Here is a 21,912-nt window from a genome sequence, read left to right as displayed (position 1 = left end):
CAATAACAAGGAATTTCGGAAGGCTGTGCCTGGAGATGCACCAGCGGGGGTCACAGTGAACCCCGTAATTGTCAATGAAGCTCTTTATCAGGAGGTTCGAGAGGACTACGAAAAGCAAGTTTTGACCGCTTTCTCAAAGCTTGAGCTCGACACCAATATCGTCATGGAGCGTCTTGAGGTAACGCATGAGGGTATCGTTGAGCTCTTACGGAAATACGGTATCGAGTATCCCAGGGGGGTGGTGTCGGATGCATTTCATCGCGAATTGATGGAGCGCGAATTGCTGGCATCTTTCTCTCGCGGAGAAATCAGCAAGAGCACGGTCATGGATCGCCTCGATGTTTCATACTCTGAAGTGCTGGATTTGCTCGAAAGATTTAGACTGCCGCTGCCATAGGCCGCGGCTAACAGATGCTCGCCATCTCTTGCAATCACACCTGTCTTTGCCATGGCATCGAGAGCTTCCTGATTTTGCCAGAGACCCTCGGCGGCAATAAGCGGGATACTGGATTCAACTATTGGCATTGGTGTCGATTTCAGCTTTAACCAGGCGTTCCACACGCGGGTGTTCAGTTGTCCGAGTTCAATCTCGCCGCCAGAAATATCCTCGATAGCACGCTTCTGGTCCGCTTCGTGGGCGCGAACCTCGGCGTAGGCAGCGAGGTTGTCCTGGAAACCATCAGCGAAGGGTTTGATATCGGTCATTCCTACCTTGGCAGGCGGCAGGTTAGTCAGCTTGGCATAGCGAGCATGGGCGGCCGTCCCATCAGGTAGGGTGATGGCAGCTGTGGGATCGAAGGCGATGGCCTCACGAAGCCAACCCTTAGTATTTTCGACTTCCGAGCTTGTCGTCATGCTGGCAACGTGCGGGGCAAAGACGATGGCGGTGGAGGCTAGGCATGCCACCGCTAGTGCTTTGGTGGGGGCAAAGACAGCGCGTCTTCTGATATGGTTTGTGAGCTGGACTGCCAGCACATGGCCCTGCCCTGCTACAAGCTCGATGTCGGATTTGGTGCCGTCGTAAAACGTTGGTTTCCCGATCGCTTCCTGCGCAATCCGTGCGCTGCGGACTGCCGTCGATTCCTCTTCGGTCTGGAAGATGTCGGTCTTTGTCGTCGGAGCAGGTTCGTCGTCTGCTCGGAAATGTTCAATAATGGATTTCAATCTCGCGATCATTATGCCCCCTGCCTGATCTCAACTCGCCAATTATCGGCGTTGGCGGAGCAAGAGACAAGCGATAAATCGAAACCATGATAAAATAATGAATGAAAGCTAAGCAACCGATGGAAGGGGTGGCAAACTTTAGATGAGCGAGTGCGGGATTTTTTACCTGTTAGTGGTTGAGTGCTTGGGTAATAGGAGGTCCTGATAATGCGTTTGCTGATACTGCCGTTCCTTATTGTCTGCGGATTGCAGGTCACTGCGACTGCATCAGATAGGCCCCCACCAAATGCGTTTGTCACAACGGCTATGGGGTCTCTCAACGAAATTTCTGAGATCGCATTCCCAGCGGAAGGAGATTCTGGCTCCAACGAGCAGCCCGGGCTGACCGCGGACGACATAGCTTTGATCGAACAAATCAAAGAGCACGTCGCGTACTACGAGGGGGAAGGTGTTGCTGATCCCTACTTCGAAGAGATCAAGGTCTATGCTGACAGACTTCTCGAACTTGATTATTTGCGCGAGAAGGAAGCCAAAGACAATCGGCTGATCGCAGCAATGAATCGTTTGCCGCCTATGTATCGGAGAGGCAATAACGAGACTTACAGGGATTGGTATCTGAGAATTGATGCCATGCCTTCGAACGTTGACATTCAGAAACTGCAGGATGTCATCGGCCCTCTTGCGTCAGTCGAAATCCAGCTCGGGCAGGCCTATAATCATTTCCATGTTGCTATGGCTTGCGCAAAAAGTGATGTGCTCTTCAAGCAAGAGGATATGGGGCCAATCATGGAGAGTCTCCGCGAGCATACGATGCAGGCCAATCTTCCTCAAAGGGACATCGACGAGACATGGAGCCGAGAGGAAGCTGAATTTAAACTCTCAGGTAACGTCGACTATGCCGCGTGTAAGGGAAGTCACAGCTATTTTGCCTCCTCCATCGAGAGCGATGAAACGGCTAACACCAATCCGTTCCGCTGAACTTAATAGAAAAGCCGCGGATTGATGCCGCGGCTTCGCTCTGACATCAAAAGAGCCATCAGCTGGCGACGAGGCGCAGACGCTGCTTGTCATCTTCGTCGGTGGCCACCTTGGTTTCAGACTGCTTTTGCTGATGGGCTGCACGCCACTCCACACGGGCTTTGGCACCCAGAGCAGCATCGTTCAGACCGTCATGGAACCCAGCGGAGCCGTCTTCTCCCGCCTGAAAGCCAAAGGTGTCTTTGCGGAAATCAACGCGGTACTCCCCAGTCGCCGCCACCTTGTGGATGGTGATGTCTTGGTCGGCAAACTCGGCCTTTACTTCGGCGAGATGGGCACCGGAATCTTCCTTGACGGCACGCATCGTGTGACCGCAGCTGGTAGCAACAATACCGTCGTCTGTGATCGAAATGGAAACGTCGTTGCTTTCGATGGTTCTAGCGGTGGCAACCCCCTCGCCTTTTGCGGCTGCAACTGCTTGCTGCATTTCGTCGGCCGATAGTACGACGTATGTTTTTTGCACACTGGTATCGGCTACCTGAGCTTCGGCGATCGAAGTCAGGACCTTGTCACGCTGGGCAGCCATGTCCTTCGCTGTTGCCAACGCCTCTGGCAGGGAGCCGACAATATTGGCGCTGGCGGGGGTTTCGGCATCACCACGCTCAAAACCTGGGCTGTCAGAGCGATAGTCGACCATCAACTCCATGCTGCCGTCCTCGGCCTTCTGGGGGCGCATCATCATGCCCAAGGCACCGATCTCGAGCAGGGTCTCTTCAAAAGTATGGGCCTCCCGCAGAGCATGGGCATTGGCCTCAAATGCTGGTTTATTGGCGGCCTGCAGGTCTCTGATAAAACGACCGGTGTAGGACTCGGGGCCATCCGGGAAGAGCGGGGATCCTTGGGCATCAACCAGGATGCTTGCCTTCCCGTTTTCGACTAGGATGCCGAGATCCTGAAGGGCATCGAAGTCGTAATCGCGGGCTAGGCTTTCTGGAATGTCGACTTCGAGATATGAAACTTCGTCGATTTCTTCATCATTTTCGTAGTCGGAATCACCTGAAAGGATCTCCATACGCTCTTCGTAACCAGGAAAAAATTCGGGAGGCGTATTCACGAGCGCCATGCACTGATGAAAGCGATCCCCCACCTGCTTCCAGGTGTCTTCATCGACATCATCTGGTTTTTCTTTTCGCTGCTCCCATAGGTCGTATAGGGAGGGTCGTTGGGCCTCGTCGTCGACATCGGTACCTTTGATATAGTCTGGGTCGTCGCCGATAGTCTCCAGAAGGATTTTCTCGAGTTCGCTATCCTCTGAATAGCGTGTTTGTGCCCTCTGCACCTTTCTGGGCTGCACGAAGATACTGGGATCGACGCGCTCGATGTCGGCATTAGCCCTCTCAATTTTATCAGCCATGTGTAAGAGGCTCTCGTAAAGGCTCTTAGCCATCTTATAAATCCCTCCGTATCCGCAATCCGTAAAATGGATATGAATACATTATTGGCTATGTGTGCTGTCGGCGCAAGGGGAATTTGTGGGTTGCGAGCTGGTGGGAGAAAATTGGAGTACAGAAATCGAGGAGGTATTACGATGAAAAGTTTGATGAAAATGATTGAAGATGTGGTGGCATCGATCCTGAGAATGATTGGGAATGTGTTCAGGATGTTCGGCCTTGGCGGCAGTGCAGGTGGTGGCCGTCAGGTGGCTCCAAAAACCCCGGACAAGGTTTCAGCCCAAGCCAAAGAGGCTGCTGCTGGAAAATCCGAGATGTCTATGGATCACAAGATGGCAGCGGCGGTGATCGGCACTGTCTTCGCTTATGCGACGACACCCGCGGCCAAACGCAAAGACTTCGATTTGAGTTCATTGACTAGCATCCAGGCTGCCTGGCTCAGGGCCGCTGACGACAAAACGCTTGATAGGCTGGCAAAGCTTGAACCCGCGGAAGCTCTCGAGCTTTTCGTAAAAGAGACCGCTATGGCGAAAGCAGCGATTACAAAGCATCTGCCAAAAGACATCCGTAGGGCGATCGTTCGGGGGAACCCTGATGCCGACAGAGAGATGGCAATGAAGATGCGTGGACCTAGACGGAAGCAGAGAGAAGAGCGTCCTCGCCGTCCTGCCCCGTCATTTGCAATGACGATGTAAGGAAATTGAGTGGAAGTTAATGTTTAGGCGGTCGTGATAATTTCGCGGCCGCTTTTGTTTATGTGGGTTACGTCGAGATCTGGAAGGTATGGAAGCCGAGCGAGGTTATGCCTCCTCGGCTTCTTCCTTCAGCAGCTGGAGTTCACCGAGACCTTCGAGGCCATCCAACGCAGCACGCATCCGGACCTCTGCCCGAGCAGCAATCATCCTGGTCTCGAGATCGTCGAGTGCAAAGTACAGCTCGTAGCCATCCTCACTCTCATTGATGCAGTCCAGGTACTCCGAACGGAAAGCCATGTAGGTAGTTACAGTGAACTCGAGGTTCCTGCGGCTCAGGATGCCTGCTTTGCGAGGAGCATCGATTTCCAACAGAAGGTTTTCGATGCTACCGCACAGCTCATCGATCCTGGTTTCCCAGTCCCGGATCCTTTTGGCGTTTACGCCAGCCACAATGCCGTCGACGACAGCGGTAGTAACTGCAGCAGCTCCCTCGGCCATGGCACGTGTAGCCATTGCGCCCACAACCCCGGTTGCGAGCATCATAGGTGCGAGATTTGGTCGGTCCCCCATATGTTTCCATCCTTTTTGGTTGCGAAGCTCTTCCATAGAAGCGGTCGCATCTATATAGATTATTCATAAACAGGATAACGCGCAAGAGCTAACGCGAAAGAAGTGCGATGATGGTTAAGTCGACAAAGGCTAAAGAGACCGGGGACGAGCGGGCTGAGCCGAAGAAAAAAGGTATCGTGCTGAGGCCAAAGAGACCGAAATCTCACTACGGCTATTTTCGGACAACCGGATTTAATGATCCTGCTGTCGATGAGGGTCTGATCCGTCCATTTCATGAGATAGTTCCTCCCGAAAATCTTCTTGTGGAGTATGACCTGCCAGTTCCGGGCCGGATCCTGCTGTGGGAAGTCCGAGAAAATCCATCGCAAGCTAAAAGAAAGCGAGGCATTCACACCCGCCAGAAGATGGAGGAATGGTTGCTTGCGATCCCTGAAGGATCGAGCCTTTATTTCTATTCGACATCAAATATAGGATGTCCAGATACGCGAAACCTATACGACGTACTCCAGTTTCTTCACGCTCGTCGCATAAAGACATTTTTTATTAATGAAGACGAAGACGATGGTAGCGCACTTCCTGAAAATTATAATGATCTCGACCTCCATGCATTCGAAGTAGCGCCAGACTCCATTCATATGGCCTGGCTTCGTCGTATCGCTAGAAACGAAAGCGAGCTGGCAGGTGCCCGGACCCGGGCGGGAGTGATCCGTGCCATTTCCGAGGATAGATCCAAGAAACCCGGGCGACCGAGATCTCTTACTGACGAGCAGGCCCAGCGGATCATCGAGCTCACTAATAAAGGTATCCGGCAAGCATCTGTAGCAACCATGGTTGGTGTTAGCCAGCCAACCGTCTCACGCTATCTGCTGGAAACTGAGTTGACTGATAGTCAGATGCAGCACGTCAACACGTTGCGAGCAAAAAACATCACGCCCTATGACATTGCCAGAACCCTTGGTGCCACGACAGCGATGATTGAACGGTTCATTGCAAATCCAAAATCGAAAGGGCGGGCTCCAGTTTATAAGAGACCAAAGCCGCAGAAGGCAGACAAAAGGCGCACTGCCAAAGCATTTCAATCGACAGATGAGTTGGGTGCCGCGGTGAAGGGCAGACGGCAAAAAACAGCGGCTAAAGTTGACGCTCGACTGGCTGAGGAGAAGTCAGAATAGCCCTGACGCTGTTTTAGAGAATTGAGAAGAGGGTGAGGCAGACGGGATCCCTAACCCACGGTCGATCACCGGGTAATGGTGCGAGGCGGCCTTCACTATTCACTGTGCCGCTTTTTCGCGATCCGAGTCATCTGCTGACGGCATGGCTTCGTCAATTTCTGTAGCGCCCAAGGCTCCGGCTTCATCCAGGATCCGCTGAAATCCCACCCGCAAATTATCGATGTCGTCCGCTGGCGCGTCTGACAGCGTAAACGCCTGCCTTTCAGGCTCCGGTTTCAATTTATTCATCACCTGTGAGCCATAGCCACCGGATTTCATTTCTTTATTTTTGCGCCGACAGCTATAGTATTCACAATGGTGGGTTTCAAGTAAAACCTATAAGGAGGTGGAGGCATGGCGGATTGGGAGCCGGACAGTGTAGTAGATTGGCAGGTCAGGAAGGCCAATAGGCGGATCCAGATGAAATTTCCGGGGTCCGAGGTCTCTCTGACCAAAGCTGAAATCATCAAAGCGCGGGAAGATGCCTATAGCTTCCTTGAGCAGCAGAGGGGCCCAAATTCAGACGGCCTGAATCTCCTCAAGGAATCCTCAATCCAATATTTCCCTCCCCAGGCGAAAGGCATGTTTTCCGTCGAGGTTGGCAACAGTTTGACAGCCTTTGGTGATGTGAAAGCGATGAAGCCCGAATTCGTAAAAGACTACCGTGCCAGCAAGGATCCGGTGAAGGTCGAAGTAACCGTCGGAAGACACCTCGAAATGCGCAATCAAAGGCTCGGCGTTCCATACGAGCGCACACTGCCCGCTTGACGCAGTCCGGGCAGCGAGAAACGTCATTCGAGTTCCAAATACCTAAGGAACAGCAGCAAGCCACCGTCTCCCAAGAGAGACCCCGACTGAGCTGACCTTACCCGTCAGTGTTCGGGCTATTCAACGTCATCCAGCATGCATGCGTCATGAGAGTTAACAGCCGCAATTTGCGCATATCGATCAGAGTTATCGATGTCGGTGAGTTTCTTGCTCTCGCCAGAATACAACATGGTCATCTGGGACATCTTCACGACTGAGGGTACACTTCCTCGCTCGATTGCAACACAGACCGAGCGCCAGAATGGTAGATTTGGCGTGGCTGCCAACTTGCGAAAGACGTTGGAGATTGCGCCGTCCAAATCTTCATCTAGCCGAGCAACAAGAGGCCAACTTTCTGCAAGTTGGATGACGAAACGCTTTTCGATCCATTTGCTGTCGGACAGCTGATTGCGCATGGGTACGTAGGTCGTCGCCTTATAAAAGTCGTAGGCTTCTTTCCTGAATTCGTCTGTTCCGACATAGGTAAGATGATCAGGCAACAGGGCAGGATCATAATATGGTATCGGTTCCTGGCGTGGAATCGTGGGTCGCGGTGTTGGTTCTCTCTTGTTCGAGACATCCAACTGTTTTTCGTAAGTCATGGAGGACGGCTGCTCAGTATCAGAGACCTCGGTCATTTTGTCCCAAACTGGACGGAGCAGAAAGATGTCAAAGGGCAGTTGAAAACTCAGCGGTGCGAAATAGGACTGACTTTCTAGGCCCCCATTTCGAATCTCCATCACAACAGGAACGAGTCCGTTTCTCCCCTCATGCTTGGCGGCTTCTTCCCTCAAAATTTTAACGTGCTCTTTGAGTTCCTCATTTGGAACATAGTGGGCATAGCTAAACAAAATTGCACGGTTCAGAACGGTCATCGTACGATCTCCACTTCACCGCCATCAATAAGATACGGGGCGTTGGCTCGGAGGAGGCGTTCAACGTCGGCTTCGGAGACTTTGAATTTTCCGATTTCGAGCGCTTGGACTGCTCCCTCTCCGATAAAGTGCCGGACGAAAACGGGCACCTTCTTCTCGCCCGTAAAGCGATGTCTGAGGATCGATGCGACGACCTCTTCATTGAGCTCGTGGTGCCCCACGTCCTCGGAGACGCAAAAGATCACCTCGGTAACAGTAGCATCAAGCTTCGGGACCTCCATCCCAACCTTTGCCGATGGCCTATATCCCTCGCCTGGTTCTTCCCCAATTTTCTTCGGAGCCTTGAGTTTCGGCTGCTTAAGCTGCGTCTCCGGCATTTCCTTTATGGCGGGAACGTGGTCGATCATCCGTTTCGGATTGAATTCCCCAAACGCCAGCTCTGGCTGTGATTTCAAAGCGTGGTGCTTCATAACCCAGGCGCGGAAGGCGTTTTCGATCTCACCCTTTGCAAGGTAGTTGTGAAGGTAGGCTGCATTGTGCTCGAACCCGATGATCGCTTTTGGGTTTGCAGCAGCCGTAACGGCCGCCTGCCATGCCTTTACAAGGTATTCCTCATTAAGGTTCAGGATGGTGATTGCGCGACCAAGATTGATGTATGTCGGCATATCCTTTAGCTCCTGGATCAGGTTCTGAACCTTCCTCGATACGGTGGCTGCCTTGAATTCTTCGAAGCGCTTCCTGCTGGCAGAAATGTTGAAGACCAGCTTTTCAATTGGCTTGCCTCGTCCCTTGCCATAGACGATGTCCATCCAGACATTGAAGCGGTCAACGTACTCCTGGACATCTTCCAAAATGGGTTTCAGACAGCGCTTGTCGAAAGTGCCGAAATGAAAATTATCGGTAGAATAGTCGAGGATCTCAGCGAGCTCGATCGGAGTGATCTCCCAAATCTTTCCATAGTCCTTGGTCATGCCCGAACGTAGAGCTAGTTTTTCGTAGAATCTGGCTGTGTATTTGCATCGAAAGTGGGCATAAGGCCTGACCTCCAACCAGGCATATTGTCTTGCTTCCAGAAAGGCCTTCCTGATGGATCCAGGGATCGAGTAGGTGAGCGTTGATTTGCCACCTTTCAGATCTTCAGTGATGTCAGCGATGATAAGGGGGATCGCCCCTCTGTGACGCTTGCTACGGTTTTCAGTGGTGAAATCGTATCTGACCAGAGTTCGGGTGATGCGTTCCAAGCTTTCCAGGACTCGCTCCACGTTTCTGGTGCCGAGGAAATCCAGGATAGTCTTGAGATCGATCTCATGACTTTCCTTCTCAATGCCCTTGTCACGGGCAATGCTGATTAGGAGGTGGTAAGCAGCAGCATCCTGCGCGGTCATAATGTTGTCGCCGACTATTCTGATCGACTCAATTACTGATGCGGGTCGATCGACCATTGGGGACGGGTCGACTTTTCCCGGAACGCTGGGACGGGTCACTTCCTCAAGGAAGTTGAATGCGCGGATTCCGTTGCGATTGTCTGCGCTGATAGTTGTAGATTTTTGCTTTGGCATTTCTGCTCGTTCTGTTGATATTCGTATTATGCAGGTCGACGAAGCAAGAAACAAGTCCTAGTGGCATCTACATCAAGAGCGCCACGAAATCCTAACATCCGGTAATTGCAGCAGTATTTTCAACGTGGCGTTTGAATCGAGTGCGCCACCAAAACATACAAAAATCTTATTATAATGGCATCGCTATGTGGCGTGCCACGAAGATAACGCAGACGACCTCGTTTTATGGCCTCGACGTTCCCTCGCGCCCTAGCAAACAGCGTGCAAATACAACGACATAATTATCGTGACTTAAATTGTTCGATGCCACAACGTCGAGTTCGATGTCTCTGTGGCGCGGCCTAAGACCGTGCCACTGAGACATTATAATTTGTTCCAATGTGCCATTAAGACATGCTGATTTTGTTCCAATGTGCCACGAAGAAACGCCATGTTTTTCAGCGTAAACCATTGAATTTGCTGGTCGCGTCAACGAAATTGATAGGGGGATATAAATAAGTATAAATAGAGCAAGCAGATATCCCACCTTCCCCTTCAGGAGATTTAGGATTCCATGCTCCCGCCCTTCGGTTGGGCAAGTTCTGCAAGCCTCCTCCTCTTGTTTTTTGACATGCTCAGGAAATTGAAAGGAGTGAGGAGGGAAGGAAGGAAGAGCTGGTCTGTTTTGCCCGACCGCGGCTAAGAACGGGTAAAAAGCGTGAATTAACGCACCTCGCTGCTACAGCCCCTGTCCAACACCGTCCGTCGCTCAAGGTCGTTTAAAACGCCATCCGCTTGCCTTTTTCGGATCGATGCGGGAATGAATGGGACAGGGCTATTTGGGGGCAGGTAGGATGAAACTCACACTCGGCACGATCGCCACGCTTCTGGTGGTTTCGACCGCAGCCATGGCGGATACTATCCCGCGCTACGACCCTCCCGGCTATTGCCGAACTGTTTCGGAAGTTAGCGGGGGATCCCAGATGATCTACAACGGTTGTTTGGGCATGGAACAGGATGCTTACGACTCCCTCAAGGCCTCTTGGGATAGCCTGCCCTCAAAGACACGGTCCTATTGCGATGAGGTAGGGCGGGTCTCGGGCGGTTCCTACAGCATCCTCAAGGGGTGTATCGACATGGAGACGGATGCCGCATCTTCCACACCGGGGTTCAAGTTTTGTGGGAAGCCACGCAATTTGTCCCAAAGACAACTTTGTGACCTAACACAACCAAAGGATCTCCACGCCGCACTTGAGGTTCGTTAGACGTCTCTGCTTAGGGGGTGGCGAACGCAGTATCGGGTTATGATTCACTTCCGACCCATACCGGAGAAGAAGGGTGGCTTCGGACATTCCGTCGGGAAGTCTCTCCCATCCTTCCATCTGCCCCATGCCGGCAACGGTTAAGTGACAGGCAAATTCTGCGTCTTCCCATGACTTCGCTTGAGCGATGAGGTTGAACACCAACCTCGATGCATTGCCTGAACTTCCTCCTGAACCTCCACTCCCATAACCCTATTGACGGCCAAGAAACTCCGGGCAACCATATTCATATTGCTGACATCCACATTGCTAGGAATTGATATGGAAGAGAATTATTCGCCCGCAGTATACCAAAGATGCCGCCTCCAACTCATGACGACTATTGCGCGTCTGTCATTGGAGGGAACCAGCATTGAGTCACTCGAAGGTCGCCAACGGAGGCGCGCGCAGGCCAAATTTGATGATACTTATAAGATTCAGGTAGGCTCTATCGTGGGATCCAATCTTGAGCTTCGAGCTGGGCTTCTAGGCCTTTACGATGACATCTACGACGCGTGGGAGCGAAACGGCGGCCTCTCGGTGGACGCATCTGCGTGGATAACCCAAGAGAAACCTGGACCCACGCTCGAGATCCCTTCACTTCCTCAAAACTGCTCCAAACATCTGTTCGTCCATATGGGCAAACAGGAATCTCTTGAGTTAGCGAATATCCCGGGGAATTCTATCGAGGGTGTCAACGTGGCTGCATCCCGGACGACTGATGACCGTCCGGCGGTAGTGTTGGCTGCCCTATGCCCAAGAGGTGGACGTCCTAAACGAAACGATAGAATTGAGACGCTCTATCTGAATCAATCGTCCATCGTCTTTACCAGGTACACAGACGGCAAGTTCGAAGTCATCGATGGGGATCCAGAGATGATCGGAGATCCAGCGGTCGACCTCGCTAATCGTATTGCTCTTCAGCAATACGTTCTCACTTACATTGGCTTCGAACGGTTTCTGGAAAAGGTGTCGTCGGCACTGAAGGACTCCATGGGCCGAGCCGACGGGTCAAGTGGGCGGGCTTGACGAATGATGCGAGGGCACTTGCTCCCCGGAGTCAGTGTCATCGGTGTTCAACCGACCGCCAAATCTCCACCTTATATCAACGGTGGCTCTGCTCCGTGGATTAGAAGATCTCGGTGTCACCGCATCGGCAGACGAGGTCATCGATGAAATGTTAAATCCAACTAAGCCTGGCAGAAGGACTGAGGACGCCAGAAAATCCACCGACCCGTCCTGATGGCGTCGATGAACCCGCAGCGACTGGCACTCTTAAGAGCTCTGAACAAGAAGCCTGTTCCGTGTTTATTCGCTTGATGCCAATTCCACATTTTTCTTAGTGGCTGGCACCATAGCCGGCACCTCGATCGCTCCGTTGCCTCGCCTTGGCGAAGCAAAAACTCCATGTATAGTGTGAACCGGAGTTGGGGTGACTGCTTTTGAAGCTGTGTGAGCTATACTTTCTGGGCGTTCTGATATCGTTGCTGCAGCATCCAGCGCATGCTCAACCTGCGGAACGGTCACCTCGCGAAATCCAGCAAGCACTCCAGGACCTTGGCTTCAATCCCGGTGTCGTAGATGGTATCTGGGGTAAGAGATCCACCGGAGCGCTGCGAGAATTCCAAAGAACCAAAGGTCTATCACCTACTGGTAGTGCCGATCCTGAGGCGCTTGAAGCGTTGTTTCCCTCGCCCACTTGTGACATAGGTGAGGAAAACCCGACCGTCTTGTCGTTGGTACGCACTGAGACCCGGGAAAGGTCGCAACGCTTCCGCCGCGGGTGAGAACACTTCACCATGATAATGTTCAGTGACCCCGCCATACCATGGGAACTTCCAACCCATGCGGCGTTTGAAAGCATCGATCTGATCGAAGGGCGCTTCCGAAAGGCAGATGAGGTTGACCCCCCGATTGAGCAGATGGAGCCGAGCCGCATCTATGTGATCTGCAACAAAGGCGCATCCGTCCACACCGCGCCTCCACACCGGATGTCCCGGACCAGCGTCTCTTGGAAACAGAAAGTGGTAGACGATCAGCTGATCATATCGGCCAAAGAGACGTTCGAATGACACCTCGCCCTCTTCCCCCTCGAAACGGCACGATGTCACAAACTCCCGTTTGGGAAGACGCAGTCTGGCGACGTTTACCGCATCGCGTGCGTCGGTGAGGCTCTTCTCATCGACGAGGAGCCTTTCTCGTGCCGCATACCATTCTGCTCTGCTTGAAATCGCTTTGTTCGGCATCATGATGTAACCATGGTGGGATCGGAGAATAACCAGTAACCTATCTATACCGCTTTACATAGGCAAGCGGTTCTTTGACCGGAGTGCAGAGTGCGACAGCCAAAGTCTGGATGCCCGATCAATTTGGGTCTTGAAGTCTTCGGAGATCGATGGACGCTGTTGATCCTGCGAGACATCATGTTCACGGATCGTAGGACCTTCCGGGAAATCCAGGCGTCCGAGGAAGGGATCTCACCCAAAACATTGGCGGAGCGAATGTCGATGCTGGTCGATGAGGGGATTCTGGTCCGATCGAGCGATCCTGGACACAGTCAGCGCTCGATCCTGAAACTGACCCAAAAAGGCATCGATCTTCTGCCAGTTCTTGCGGACATATCCGTTTGGAGCCTCAAGCATCTGAAGGTCGACCCTGCGCTTGCAGATATTGCCCGGCAGGCTGCAGCCAATAGAGACGACTTCATCCTTCGGGAAACGTCGCGACTAGCTGAGCGCGACCTGTCTTAGTCGGTGAGCGATAGCCTTCAGGCTTTGGTCATCAAAATCATGGTCGATGCCAGTCAGCGAATTGAATTCTGCAAATGGCAGCTTTCGCTGATAGTCGCTGAGGTGTTCATGAGGAACCACCGCGTCGGCTGTGCCGTGCCAGAACGATAGCAGGCCTATCTGCGTCAGAGCCTCAGCGGCATCATGGCCGAGAGTGTATTCGTCTGCCTCCCATTCTGCCGCCCCCCAATAGGGGCAGGCCAGGGCGAAGAAAGCTTTTGGTGGATTGGGCTGCTGGCATTCCACCAGCCATTTCAGGAGCTGACTGCCCCCCAGGGAGTGACCAAGGAGAATGTCGTCCGGCTTCGCGTCTCCGATATCATCAGAGAGCCGCTCCATCCATCCCGTTTGCGATGCGTTCTCAGTTGATCTGAGATCAGGCGTAATGATCTCAAGAGCGTCATCCAGCGGTTTGGCTAGCCGCTGGATGACCGGGTCGTCTGGATCACGCCCAGCACCATGGACAAGGATGAGTCTCGGTTTCAGCAACATCAAGCCTCCGTACTGATATTGTTAGTGTAGCGGTTTTCCTATCGGCATCAATGGCTCTGAGGATCATTTTTCGGCTATGCGTCGCTGAGACACGCTCGCGGCACCCTTCGGAAGGGTAGCCGCATGGCTATCTTTATTGACGCCTGTCTTTGACATGTGATAGGTATCCTCATGACTACCTATCATCCTCATCTACCCACCATTTTTGCGGCACTTTCAGATCCGACACGACTGAAGGTGGTCGAGCGCCTGGCAACGGGCCCGGCATCCATCTCGGAGCTTTCCCAGCCCTTCGAGATGGCTGGTCCCTCTTTCCTCAAGCACATCAAGGTGCTCGAGAAGGCCGGTCTGGTCCGGTCCCGAAAAACAGGGCGGGTGCGGTTTGTGATCTTGGTGCCGGATGCGCTGCGATGGGTAGACGAATGGGTGACCCAGCATCGCGGGCAATGGGAGCAACGCCTCGATCAACTGGGGTCTTTTCTGTCACAAGGGGACAATTGATGGACGGACAATCACAACACCATCGCCAATTCACGCTTGAGCGTCTCTACCCCAATTGCAGGGCCCATACCTGGTCTGCCTGGAGCATTCCCGAGAAGAAGGCGGCCTGGCTTGGAAGCGCCAGGCTGGAGATGGATTTCTCGGTCGGGGGCATCGAGCGCAGCGGCTTTCGCGATTCCATGGGCGAGCACGTGAGCGAAGGTCGCTATTTCGAGATCAAGGAAGGCGAGCGTATCGTCTTCGCATATTCAATGGCCGTGAATGGGCGCGTTCATACCGTTTCCCTGGCCTCGATCCTGTTTAAAGATGAAGGTGGCGGGACGCGGCTCACCTATACCGAACAGATGTGCGTCATTCCTCCCAGCGACGGCGCTGAGGGACGTGAACATGGATGGGGCGCTTTGCTGGATGGGCTGGCGGGGTTCCTGGCGGCGGATGTCAGTCGCGTGCGCATGAAATAATCCAGCTTGAATGTCTCCGTTGGGGCCGTAAGCGGGATGGCGGGTATTGGGCGGAAACTCGAAAAAGCTGTCATCGCAGCATCCGCAGCCGTGCTCATTTAGCAGGTCCAAGGGTTGGGGCCCAGTGGCGCTAGAACTCCCAGCGCTCGCGCTCCATGAACTCTTCAAGTGACAAGCACTCCACCCCGAAGTGGCGGCAGATGTTCGGGATTTTTGCGCCGTTCGGCTTGAACTCCTCCATCGTGACCACGCCTCGTCCCTCCGACGCCGCTTTCGCAATTACGAACGGGTCGGCGTTACGCCCGCCCCTAAGCAGCTTCCGCTGCTCAATGTTTTGCTGAAAGTGCACGACCCCGTATATCCGGCCCACGAACGCGCCCTCAGCTGCGCCGGGCATGTGGAAGAATTCTTCCCGATCCCCCGCCCAGTCCCTCAAGGTCTCCACAGGGCCGTCCATGCACTCGCGCCGTACCTCGCGGGTGGAAATGATCTGGCCATCCGCCACCAGCCCGTCAAAACGGTCCCACAGCGTCGGGAAGCGGCGTCGATAGTAGTTCTTGAACAGGGTTGAGAGGGGAGATGTGTCAAACACATACATTACGCTGCCCCCCGGCTAAAATACTCCTCCAGAGCGCCAACGTGACGCGGCTTTGTGTCGAGGAAGTCTGCCAGTTGACCCTGGTCGATCCTGTTCTGGTGGTACTGCGACAGTGCCATAGCGACGTACTCACGGCCCAAATAGGAGAGCTTCGTCCAATAGGGATTTCCGCCCGGGGCGCGTTGGATCTGGCGCTGCGCGTTCCACTGTTCGACCGCTCGATCGTATTCGTCCTCGGCCACCTTTCCTTGGTCTAGCAGACGACGAAAGATCACCTCCCTGCTGACGTGGAACTGGGCCGCGAGAGCCTCCGCAGTCGCGACGGTGGCCTCTCTCCCGGCCATAGCGTGTTGGAAAGCGTCTTCTGGCAGCAGTACCTGGGCAGCGAAGCTGTTGCAAATAACCTCGATCTGTCGGGCATCTCCAACGAGCCGATCAACGTATCGGTCGCGAACCTTATCGATTCCGCTGGTGTGGAAGATGAGGTGCGCGAGCTCGTGGAAGTACGTAAATATTTGCCGAGTCTTTGTTGAGCTGTTGTTGACATAGATTACCGGGAACTCTTCGTCGTAGAGGCAGAACCCCGAGAAGTCGTCCACTCGAAACGCGTCCTTGAAGACGAAGACGCCTACGTTCAGCAACGCCGTCCGCCACTCCTTAAGGGCCGCATCATCACCGTGCCATGCCTGTTGCTGCTGGACGGTCACTCCGACGTATTGACGTACGACGGCGGCCATCTCGGTTATATCGACGTTGGGAGCGAAACGTAGATCCCGCGTGATAAGGCGCTCTGCCGGGTTCCGACCCTGAGTGAGTTCCGCCAAATTGATTTGCATGGCCTTTGCCTTGCGCATCAACATGCGGACCCGGCTCGGCAGGCGATCCAGTTCGGCCTCAGGCAGGGTACGAAACGTCTCGTTGATCGGGGGCTCGTCCGGCGGATGAGGGAAGAAAAACACCGCGATCGGGACCTTGAGCGTGTCGGAGAGCTGCTCAAGCTGCGGGTAGGTCGGCGCGGACGCACCCGCCTCCCAGTCGGCGATCCGCTTGAATTTTTTCGCGGCCTCGTCACGGCTCAGCCCCGCTCGCTGGCGGGCCCAAACCAAGAGGGTGGGGTTGATGGGAATCTGCTCTGTCATTTCGTCCCAGGCTATCGCAGAGAAGCAGTTCTTTCCACTCCAAAGATTGCACCACTTACTCGGCACCAAGCCGGTCGGCAGCGGAGAGCACCTCTTTACATTAGACGGGCAGTCCCACCGTCACACTCGTACGTTCTGCGAAAACCAGAGCGTCCTCTATGGCGAGGCCGAGGTCCCTAACTGTCTTCTCGATCTTCGTGTGACCCAGCAGGATATGAACCGCGCGAAGGTAACCGGTGGCTTCGTAGTTCATCGCTAACCTATCTGTGGGCGATGACCTCCACGTCAGGATCAGAATACCACCACCCTAACGAGATCCTGCCGGAACATAATTCGCTCGGAGACGACACTCCTGCACTACACGACGCATGCCATTGATTGGGAGTGCTCACCGATACGACCAGACGCAATCGCGCCAGCTAAGTCTATCTTACTGCTCGGGCCTAGCACTTGAGTTCGTTTCCAGACCAGAAGCACCACGCCGCGAGCAATATGATCGCTACGATGGGTAGAAAAGGCGCTTGTGACGATCGTAGGACTAATGCTCTCACATTTTCGCAGACTCATGTGGCAAATGCCACAAAGACATCGTTGTCTCTTGCATGGCCGTCCCCCTAGTCTCTTAGACTAGCCTGAACGAGAGGCCTTGAAATGTTCTGGATGCTTACAGCGGGGTTGTCGTGGTCGGGAGGTCTTTCTGATGGACGCTTCAACATCTTCTGTCTACCACGAAATGAGAGAGATATCGCCGCTCATCTCGAGTACGGCTTCAGAGTCGATGATCGCGAGCGATCCTGTATCCAAGCGTGGGCGGACGACGGTTGCGCCGAGCCACCGGGTTCCGGTGGCATCAGTGTTTGGGTTTTCGGGGCGTCGGACGCGTTTGCATCCGACATCGACAAATGCGACGAACGCTACTGGGCAGAAGTAATGTCTAAACCGCCCATCTATCGTGTTGACCTCCATCATCGCGCACAGATTTTCAGTGAAGCTAGCAGATTGGCCGGGGACTACTCGAATTCTGGATGATTAGTGAACCAGCGATCCACCTGCTCAACAACAAAGGTCGGAACCGCGGGTGCGTCTGCCTCCAGGAAGTTTGCTGGCAAAGGATGAAGAGCTCTATCCGCGATCAGGTCCTCGTAAGCAGGCCGACCGCGTTTCGTGGCCGGGGGCTGAAATGAAGCCCTGTGCAAAACAGGGTCGCCATCCACGATCCATAAGTCTCTAAGGTCTGTCATCCGATGTTCGTACCAGAAACGGAACCATAATTTCCGGCCTTCCCGGCCCTTCGGAACGTACCCGGTCCCCGGCGGGAAATCGGCCATCAACACCAAGCAGTACGGGATCATCTCCTGAGTCAGCCCCACGTAGTCCCACGATCGATGCTCATTCGCGATGCCTAGCAGTGCTAGAAACTCCTTCGTCGACAAAAACGGTACAAGATGCCTTTGGATCGCGTCATAATGCCATTTCCAGCGCCGTCTAAACTCTTGGCGCAGCGCTGCTCCAGCCACATCATCCGGAGCATGCGGTATCAAGTTCACATAGGGCTGACCTGCAGGATACTTAGTTGGACAGAAAACATCATTGCGATGACGAAAGTGGGCGATCCTCCTTGTCTTGGCCGCAACAAAGCTGAGTTCGCTGTTGCACGTTCTGCATCGCGCCCGTGGTTGCACGAAATCATCGTTCTCGTCAGCCGTCTGATTGCCGAATGTCTTGCCGAAAACGGCGGCTTCAATATCCCGATTCTCGAAAGGGTGCTTAGCAACTCGCATGTGAAATCCTTGCAGTTGTATACCACATGCCTATTGGCTGAGCTCTCGTTAAAGCTTCACAAATGGAGCGTGCAACCTTAGCGCACCACGCCGACCGCGCGCCACCGAAACCCGAGACCTGCTCGGTTCGCTATCCGAAAGTGGCGAGATGTTCACGGTACCGCTATGTCGAGTGAGGAAAGCACTTCCAACACGGCAACGAACAACGGTCGAATTTCTATAGAAGTCTACGGGAGAATGGCGCAAAATAGGTTGGTCGTGTTGACGCGCGCCTACTCTTAAACGCATGGACAATTACCCCGACCCGACTGGTGGCATTTGCTACATTATTCCGCATTTCCGAGTACGTCGGTGAAGTGCATTGCTCGCATTCTTCAGAGCACCGCGGCGGATTGTTTTTGCATCAGATTATCCGCCCGCGGGGACGACGATTGCGAGCCCACGGGGGATGCAGAAAACTGGAGATTTTCGCGAGATCCATGCTCTATTGGTGCAAAACTGAAGATAAACTCACGCTATCCGTCCTATCGACCTCACCAGCTAAACCGGGGCACAGCGAAGTCAGCGTTGTCCAGTTCGCTTCACTTCCTGATCGCGCTGAGCCCGATCAAGGTGAATTCGACATCCTAGCTATCCTGCGCGAAATCGTCACCGAAGGCTATGCAGGCTTCTTGGGGGCAGAATACAAGCAGAAAACTGGATCTTTCGATTGGATGGCCTGCTGCAAGAAAACAGATGTTTAAAAAGCTCGGCGACCGTCAGGACTTTAGTGCCTCAGCCAACTAGAGTATCAACGGGCGATCCCGACCCATACTTGCCGGCCGCCTTAGCCAGAGCAAGAAGGATATTTCCCTTCACCAATCGGCTGGACTAGGAATAGGTGTCAGCAGCCATGTTGGCTGACACCTATTATCGAAACACAGCACCTCTCCCCGTTAGCGGAGAACCATTCGGCCGCCTGTCCGGAGCGGAGTCCTAACAGGGCGGTGCCAATCGGGCTGAGCACGGATATCCTTCCAGTCTCAGCGCAAATGTCATCGGGATACACCAATCGGAGCCTTTGACGCGTACCCTTGTCAATGGAGTAGTCCACGACGGAACCTATACGGACCGCGTCGGCAGGCAGTTGTTCACCTGAGACCACCCACGTGTTTTCAAGTTTCTCTTTGAGTTCAGCGGAAACCACAGAACCCTCATCCGACATTATTCGTAATCTTAAATAATCTTCTGAGCTAATCGTAGGAAACTGCTCTACAAACTGAAAAGAATTCAACGTCATGACAGCGCGACGCCTCCATGTAGAAGCCGAGTTAAAATATAAGGATTGAAGGTGCCGCGATCGCCGCTTAGGCGGCGCAATTCTCAGGATCCGGCTAGCGACGAAAGCCGAACCCTGCCCATCAACGTGCGGCTGAACGGGTCCTACATATCTGCAGGTGATGTCCTAGACGGATCAACATGAGGACAATCATGCCCGGCCACTCGCGGATGTCAAGGCAACGACGATACGCCCGCTATCAAACCCCAGTCTGGTTGAGGCTGTCCACGATGCTAAGCGGGGCTTCGAGACGGACGACAACACATATCCGCTCTTCAAGACAATTTCACGCTGCGCCCGATCTCCGGATCAAACGAAATGAGTATACCCCGCCGCCTTCGTCACAGACGCAAAACGAAGGCTCCTACCGCGATGGTGCAAGCAGCCAGAAGTCTTATCCGCTTGAAGGGTTCGCGCAGAAGCACCGTGGAAAATACAATCGCAAAAACATGGATGTCTCTCTTAGAGCCGCCTCCAAGGCCACCGGCGCTTTCGTTATCGCCCAGAGAGCAACACCATACGCCAACAAAGAGCTCCCGCCCCCAAGCATGCCTCTCAACCAATGCTTCCTGACATGTTGCATGACGTGAAAACCTCCCCGTGACCAGACGGCGAAGCCAATCAACATCACAGCGGGAAGGAGCGACATCCATAGGTATATGAGAACGGGTTCCCGGAACTTCTTGCACCTGCGCCGTCCACGAAGGTGTAGGCAGCTATCACACAGGCATTGGCAACGGCGAGAATGATGCCGCTGAGGGATGGAGCGCTGCTATCAAACGCCAATACAAGTATGCCTGCCGAAATTGTGCCAATTCCGATGACCGCGGCTGGTGAAAGGTCTTCTCCCAACACCTCACCACTCGCTGCTAAGGCGATCAGCGGCGGACAAGGATAAATGCCAGGACGATGTGCCACTCTCATTAGCAGTCAGGCTCTTTGCCTCGCGGCCAGACTTTGGTGTGAGGACAGCAATGACGGGCGAAGGGAGAGACTTTCCCACTCGAATTCTCCAGCGTGTTAGCTTTTCTCGAGTTACTCCGCGAGACGCTCGCACCCATCGGTTCAGGTCGGGCTTTGTGATGGCACCCATGCGTGGTTCCTTGCTGGCGTTCGCTAACGGCCTTTGCTATGGCTTCCCTTATTTTCCAAAGCTGACCGAAAGAACCAGCACGGCAACTACCGTGACAGGCTTTCATTCTTCCGACCAAGGGTAGCGAAGATGAACAAGCCTTTTATTTCGTTGCGTCCAGAAATCACCCGAACGCACGCCTTTACCCTGATGAACTGGATGGAGAACGAGCGCGTCACACGGTACCTAAGCGATTCAAGCAGCGTGTCTCGTTTTATTGCGCAGGCCGTCGATCGAGCTCAGATGCCGATCCTGACCCATCTGTTCAATCAGGGCGGCCGCTTCTTCATGGCCTACGACAGGAACGATCGACCGGTCGGCTTTGTCCGTCTCATCAAGACAGGCGTAGACTGCGAAATTGTCCTGGTCATTGGCGACCATGACGACTGGGGGCAAGGGCTTGGCGGGAGCACTATTCGGGAAGGCCTGAAGCTCGCTTTCCTCGACATGCGGGCCGCAACCGTGACTGCAAAGATCCACCCGAACAACTTGCGCTCGTTGAAGGGGTTCGAGCGCTGCGGCTTTCATCTCCAACGCGAAACGCCAACGGTCAATTCACTGACCCTGAGCGCTGGACGATATCTCGACCTTCTGCGCGAAGGCACAATGGCCAATACTGGCGCAATCTACGTTACCGAACTGGACAAGGCTCGCCTCCAGAGTCTCACCGGCTTCGAGAAGAGAGCGTCAGTTGTTGACCTTGAACATGAGATCGAGAGAGCAGTTGTCGTTGCACCGCAGCACATCGCCCGCGACGTTGTAACGATGAATTCTCGGGTCGTGTTACATCTCGACGACGAAAAACAGGAAGTCGCTCTTGTCTATCCACAAGACGCCGACAGGCACGCTCGAAAGCTATCGATCCTCTCCGACATCGGCACCGCGATCCTGGGCTATCAGGAAGGCGACGCCATAGACTGGATGATAACAGATCGAACGCGCAGCATCCGGATCGAGAAGGTCATCTACCAACCCGAAGTCTCCGGTGATCTCCATCTCTAGGAGGCTTTGGAGCGAGCCTTCTTTTAAGCGGATATCCGCCGACGTGGGGGAAGATCTGAGTAAGGAGGTGGTGAAGCCGCTGACCTCTTCGGCTGCGACGGCGGGCCAC

23 protein-coding genes and 1 pseudogene are annotated in these 21,912 nt (G+C 53.8%); 11 read left to right on the top strand and 13 right to left on the bottom strand.

Annotated features, from left to right (window positions below; translation table 11 throughout):
• Positions 1 to 255: 255 nt before the first annotated feature.
• Positions 256 to 1,176, bottom strand: a complete 921-nt coding sequence (locus ACEPP2_RS18690) for a hypothetical protein (protein WP_395517523.1) — start codon at positions 1,174 to 1,176, stop codon at positions 256 to 258.
• Between the two features lie 195 nt (positions 1,177 to 1,371).
• Between ACEPP2_RS18690 and ACEPP2_RS18685 the strand changes: the two genes are divergently transcribed.
• A complete protein-coding gene (locus ACEPP2_RS18685) occupies positions 1,372 to 2,142 on the top strand; it encodes a hypothetical protein (protein WP_395517522.1) in 771 nt (256 codons plus the stop codon).
• 58 nt (positions 2,143 to 2,200) lie between these two features.
• Here the strand turns inward: ACEPP2_RS18685 and ACEPP2_RS18680 are convergent, their stop codons facing one another.
• Positions 2,201 to 3,556 (bottom strand): hypothetical protein, encoded by a 1,356-nt coding sequence (locus tag ACEPP2_RS18680; RefSeq protein ID WP_395517521.1) that lies wholly within the window; start codon positions 3,554 to 3,556, stop codon positions 2,201 to 2,203.
• 174 nt (positions 3,557 to 3,730) lie between these two features.
• Between ACEPP2_RS18680 and ACEPP2_RS18675 the strand changes: the two genes are divergently transcribed.
• On the top strand, positions 3,731 to 4,288 hold the full coding sequence (locus ACEPP2_RS18675; RefSeq protein ID WP_395517520.1) for a hypothetical protein: 558 nt from the start codon (positions 3,731 to 3,733) through the stop codon (positions 4,286 to 4,288).
• Positions 4,289 to 4,393: 105 nt separating this feature from the next.
• On the opposite strand, the gene ACEPP2_RS18670 is transcribed toward ACEPP2_RS18675, so the two are convergent.
• Positions 4,394 to 4,801 carry a hypothetical protein gene (locus ACEPP2_RS18670; protein ID WP_395517519.1) on the bottom strand — a complete coding sequence of 136 codons (408 nt, stop codon included), beginning with the start codon at positions 4,799 to 4,801 and terminating at the stop codon, positions 4,394 to 4,396.
• A 164-nt stretch (positions 4,802 to 4,965) separates the two neighbouring features.
• Here ACEPP2_RS18670 and ACEPP2_RS18665 point away from each other — a divergent pair, with 164 nt between their 5' ends.
• Complete coding sequence (locus ACEPP2_RS18665; RefSeq protein ID WP_395517518.1) at positions 4,966 to 6,030, top strand: helix-turn-helix domain-containing protein; 1,065 nt, start codon at positions 4,966 to 4,968, stop codon at positions 6,028 to 6,030.
• Between the two features lie 99 nt (positions 6,031 to 6,129).
• Here the strand turns inward: ACEPP2_RS18665 and ACEPP2_RS18660 are convergent, their stop codons facing one another.
• Positions 6,130 to 6,348, bottom strand: coding sequence for a hypothetical protein (locus ACEPP2_RS18660; RefSeq protein WP_395517517.1), 219 nt, complete (start codon positions 6,346 to 6,348; stop codon positions 6,130 to 6,132).
• A 75-nt stretch (positions 6,349 to 6,423) separates the two neighbouring features.
• Between ACEPP2_RS18660 and ACEPP2_RS18655 the strand changes: the two genes are divergently transcribed.
• Positions 6,424 to 6,837 carry a hypothetical protein gene (locus ACEPP2_RS18655; protein ID WP_395517516.1) on the top strand — a complete coding sequence of 138 codons (414 nt, stop codon included), beginning with the start codon at positions 6,424 to 6,426 and terminating at the stop codon, positions 6,835 to 6,837.
• 116 nt (positions 6,838 to 6,953) lie between these two features.
• On the opposite strand, the gene ACEPP2_RS18650 is transcribed toward ACEPP2_RS18655, so the two are convergent.
• Both ACEPP2_RS18650 and ACEPP2_RS18645 read right to left on the bottom strand, forming a co-directional pair.
• The gene (locus ACEPP2_RS18650) at positions 6,954 to 7,751 is read right to left on the bottom strand and encodes a hypothetical protein (protein ID WP_395517515.1); all 798 of its coding nucleotides are present in this window, start codon (positions 7,749 to 7,751) and stop codon (positions 6,954 to 6,956) included.
• Entirely contained in the window at positions 7,748 to 9,310 is a 1,563-nt protein-coding gene (locus ACEPP2_RS18645; RefSeq protein ID WP_395517514.1) for a replication initiation protein, read from the bottom strand. The genes ACEPP2_RS18650 and ACEPP2_RS18645 overlap by 4 nt, the downstream gene beginning before the upstream one ends.
• Positions 9,311 to 10,872: 1,562 nt before the next feature.
• Here ACEPP2_RS18645 and ACEPP2_RS18640 point away from each other — a divergent pair.
• Entirely contained in the window at positions 10,873 to 11,619 is a 747-nt protein-coding gene (locus ACEPP2_RS18640; protein ID WP_395517513.1) for a hypothetical protein, read from the top strand.
• A 413-nt stretch (positions 11,620 to 12,032) separates the two neighbouring features.
• A pseudogene (locus tag ACEPP2_RS18635) lies at positions 12,033 to 12,215 on the top strand (peptidoglycan-binding domain-containing protein); the annotation flags it as partial.
• An 18-nt stretch (positions 12,216 to 12,233) separates the two neighbouring features.
• On the opposite strand, the gene ACEPP2_RS18630 reads toward ACEPP2_RS18635, so the two are convergent.
• On the bottom strand, positions 12,234 to 12,839 hold the full coding sequence (locus tag ACEPP2_RS18630; RefSeq protein ID WP_395517512.1) for a DUF899 family protein: 606 nt from the start codon (positions 12,837 to 12,839) through the stop codon (positions 12,234 to 12,236).
• A gap of 87 nt (positions 12,840 to 12,926) precedes the next feature.
• Between ACEPP2_RS18630 and ACEPP2_RS18625 the strand changes: the two genes are divergently transcribed.
• On the top strand, positions 12,927 to 13,340 hold the full coding sequence (locus tag ACEPP2_RS18625) for a winged helix-turn-helix transcriptional regulator (RefSeq protein WP_268877028.1): 414 nt from the start codon (positions 12,927 to 12,929) through the stop codon (positions 13,338 to 13,340).
• Here the strand turns inward: ACEPP2_RS18625 and ACEPP2_RS18620 are convergent.
• Positions 13,317 to 13,871, bottom strand: a complete 555-nt coding sequence (locus tag ACEPP2_RS18620; protein ID WP_077548970.1) for an alpha/beta fold hydrolase — start codon at positions 13,869 to 13,871, stop codon at positions 13,317 to 13,319. The genes ACEPP2_RS18625 and ACEPP2_RS18620 overlap by 24 nt on opposite strands.
• A 171-nt stretch (positions 13,872 to 14,042) precedes the next feature.
• On the opposite strand from ACEPP2_RS18620, the gene ACEPP2_RS18615 reads away from it, so the two are divergent.
• Positions 14,043 to 14,372, top strand: a complete 330-nt coding sequence (locus tag ACEPP2_RS18615; protein WP_395517511.1) for an ArsR/SmtB family transcription factor — start codon at positions 14,043 to 14,045, stop codon at positions 14,370 to 14,372.
• Complete coding sequence (locus ACEPP2_RS18610; RefSeq protein WP_395517510.1) at positions 14,372 to 14,833, top strand: SRPBCC domain-containing protein; 462 nt, start codon at positions 14,372 to 14,374, stop codon at positions 14,831 to 14,833. The genes ACEPP2_RS18615 and ACEPP2_RS18610 overlap by 1 nt, the downstream gene beginning before the upstream one ends.
• A gap of 130 nt (positions 14,834 to 14,963) precedes the next feature.
• Here ACEPP2_RS18610 and ACEPP2_RS18605 read toward each other — a convergent pair whose 3' ends face one another.
• From ACEPP2_RS18605 to ACEPP2_RS18590, 4 genes are all read right to left on the bottom strand, one after another.
• A complete protein-coding gene (locus tag ACEPP2_RS18605) occupies positions 14,964 to 15,431 on the bottom strand; it encodes a PIN domain-containing protein (RefSeq protein WP_395517509.1) in 468 nt (155 codons plus the stop codon).
• Positions 15,431 to 16,570 carry an ImmA/IrrE family metallo-endopeptidase gene (locus ACEPP2_RS18600; RefSeq protein WP_395517508.1) on the bottom strand — a complete coding sequence of 380 codons (1,140 nt, stop codon included), beginning with the start codon at positions 16,568 to 16,570 and terminating at the stop codon, positions 15,431 to 15,433. The genes ACEPP2_RS18605 and ACEPP2_RS18600 overlap by 1 nt, the downstream gene beginning before the upstream one ends.
• A 100-nt stretch (positions 16,571 to 16,670) precedes the next feature.
• Complete coding sequence (locus ACEPP2_RS18595) at positions 16,671 to 16,823, bottom strand: hypothetical protein (RefSeq protein ID WP_395517507.1); 153 nt, start codon at positions 16,821 to 16,823, stop codon at positions 16,671 to 16,673.
• Positions 16,824 to 17,580: 757 nt separating this feature from the next.
• Positions 17,581 to 18,351 carry a hypothetical protein gene (locus tag ACEPP2_RS18590; RefSeq protein ID WP_395517506.1) on the bottom strand — a complete coding sequence of 257 codons (771 nt, stop codon included), beginning with the start codon at positions 18,349 to 18,351 and terminating at the stop codon, positions 17,581 to 17,583.
• Positions 18,352 to 18,830: 479 nt separating this feature from the next.
• Between ACEPP2_RS18590 and ACEPP2_RS18585 the strand changes: the two genes are divergently transcribed.
• Positions 18,831 to 19,094, top strand: coding sequence for a hypothetical protein (locus ACEPP2_RS18585; RefSeq protein ID WP_395517505.1), 264 nt, complete (start codon positions 18,831 to 18,833; stop codon positions 19,092 to 19,094).
• 140 nt (positions 19,095 to 19,234) lie between these two features.
• On the opposite strand, the gene ACEPP2_RS18580 is transcribed toward ACEPP2_RS18585, so the two are convergent.
• On the bottom strand, positions 19,235 to 19,555 hold the full coding sequence (locus ACEPP2_RS18580; RefSeq protein WP_395517566.1) for a GreA/GreB family elongation factor: 321 nt from the start codon (positions 19,553 to 19,555) through the stop codon (positions 19,235 to 19,237).
• A gap of 1,240 nt (positions 19,556 to 20,795) precedes the next feature.
• Between ACEPP2_RS18580 and ACEPP2_RS18575 the strand changes: the two genes are divergently transcribed.
• Positions 20,796 to 21,803 (top strand): bifunctional GNAT family N-acetyltransferase/nucleoside diphosphate kinase regulator, encoded by a 1,008-nt coding sequence (locus ACEPP2_RS18575; RefSeq protein WP_395517504.1) that lies wholly within the window; start codon positions 20,796 to 20,798, stop codon positions 21,801 to 21,803.
• Positions 21,804 to 21,912: the final 109 nt, after the last annotated feature.

This window comes from Pseudorhizobium flavum, assembly GCF_044142885.1.
Lineage (GTDB): Bacteria > Pseudomonadota > Alphaproteobacteria > Rhizobiales > Rhizobiaceae > Neorhizobium > Neorhizobium flavum.
This window is presented reverse-complemented; position numbering and strand designations above follow the sequence as displayed.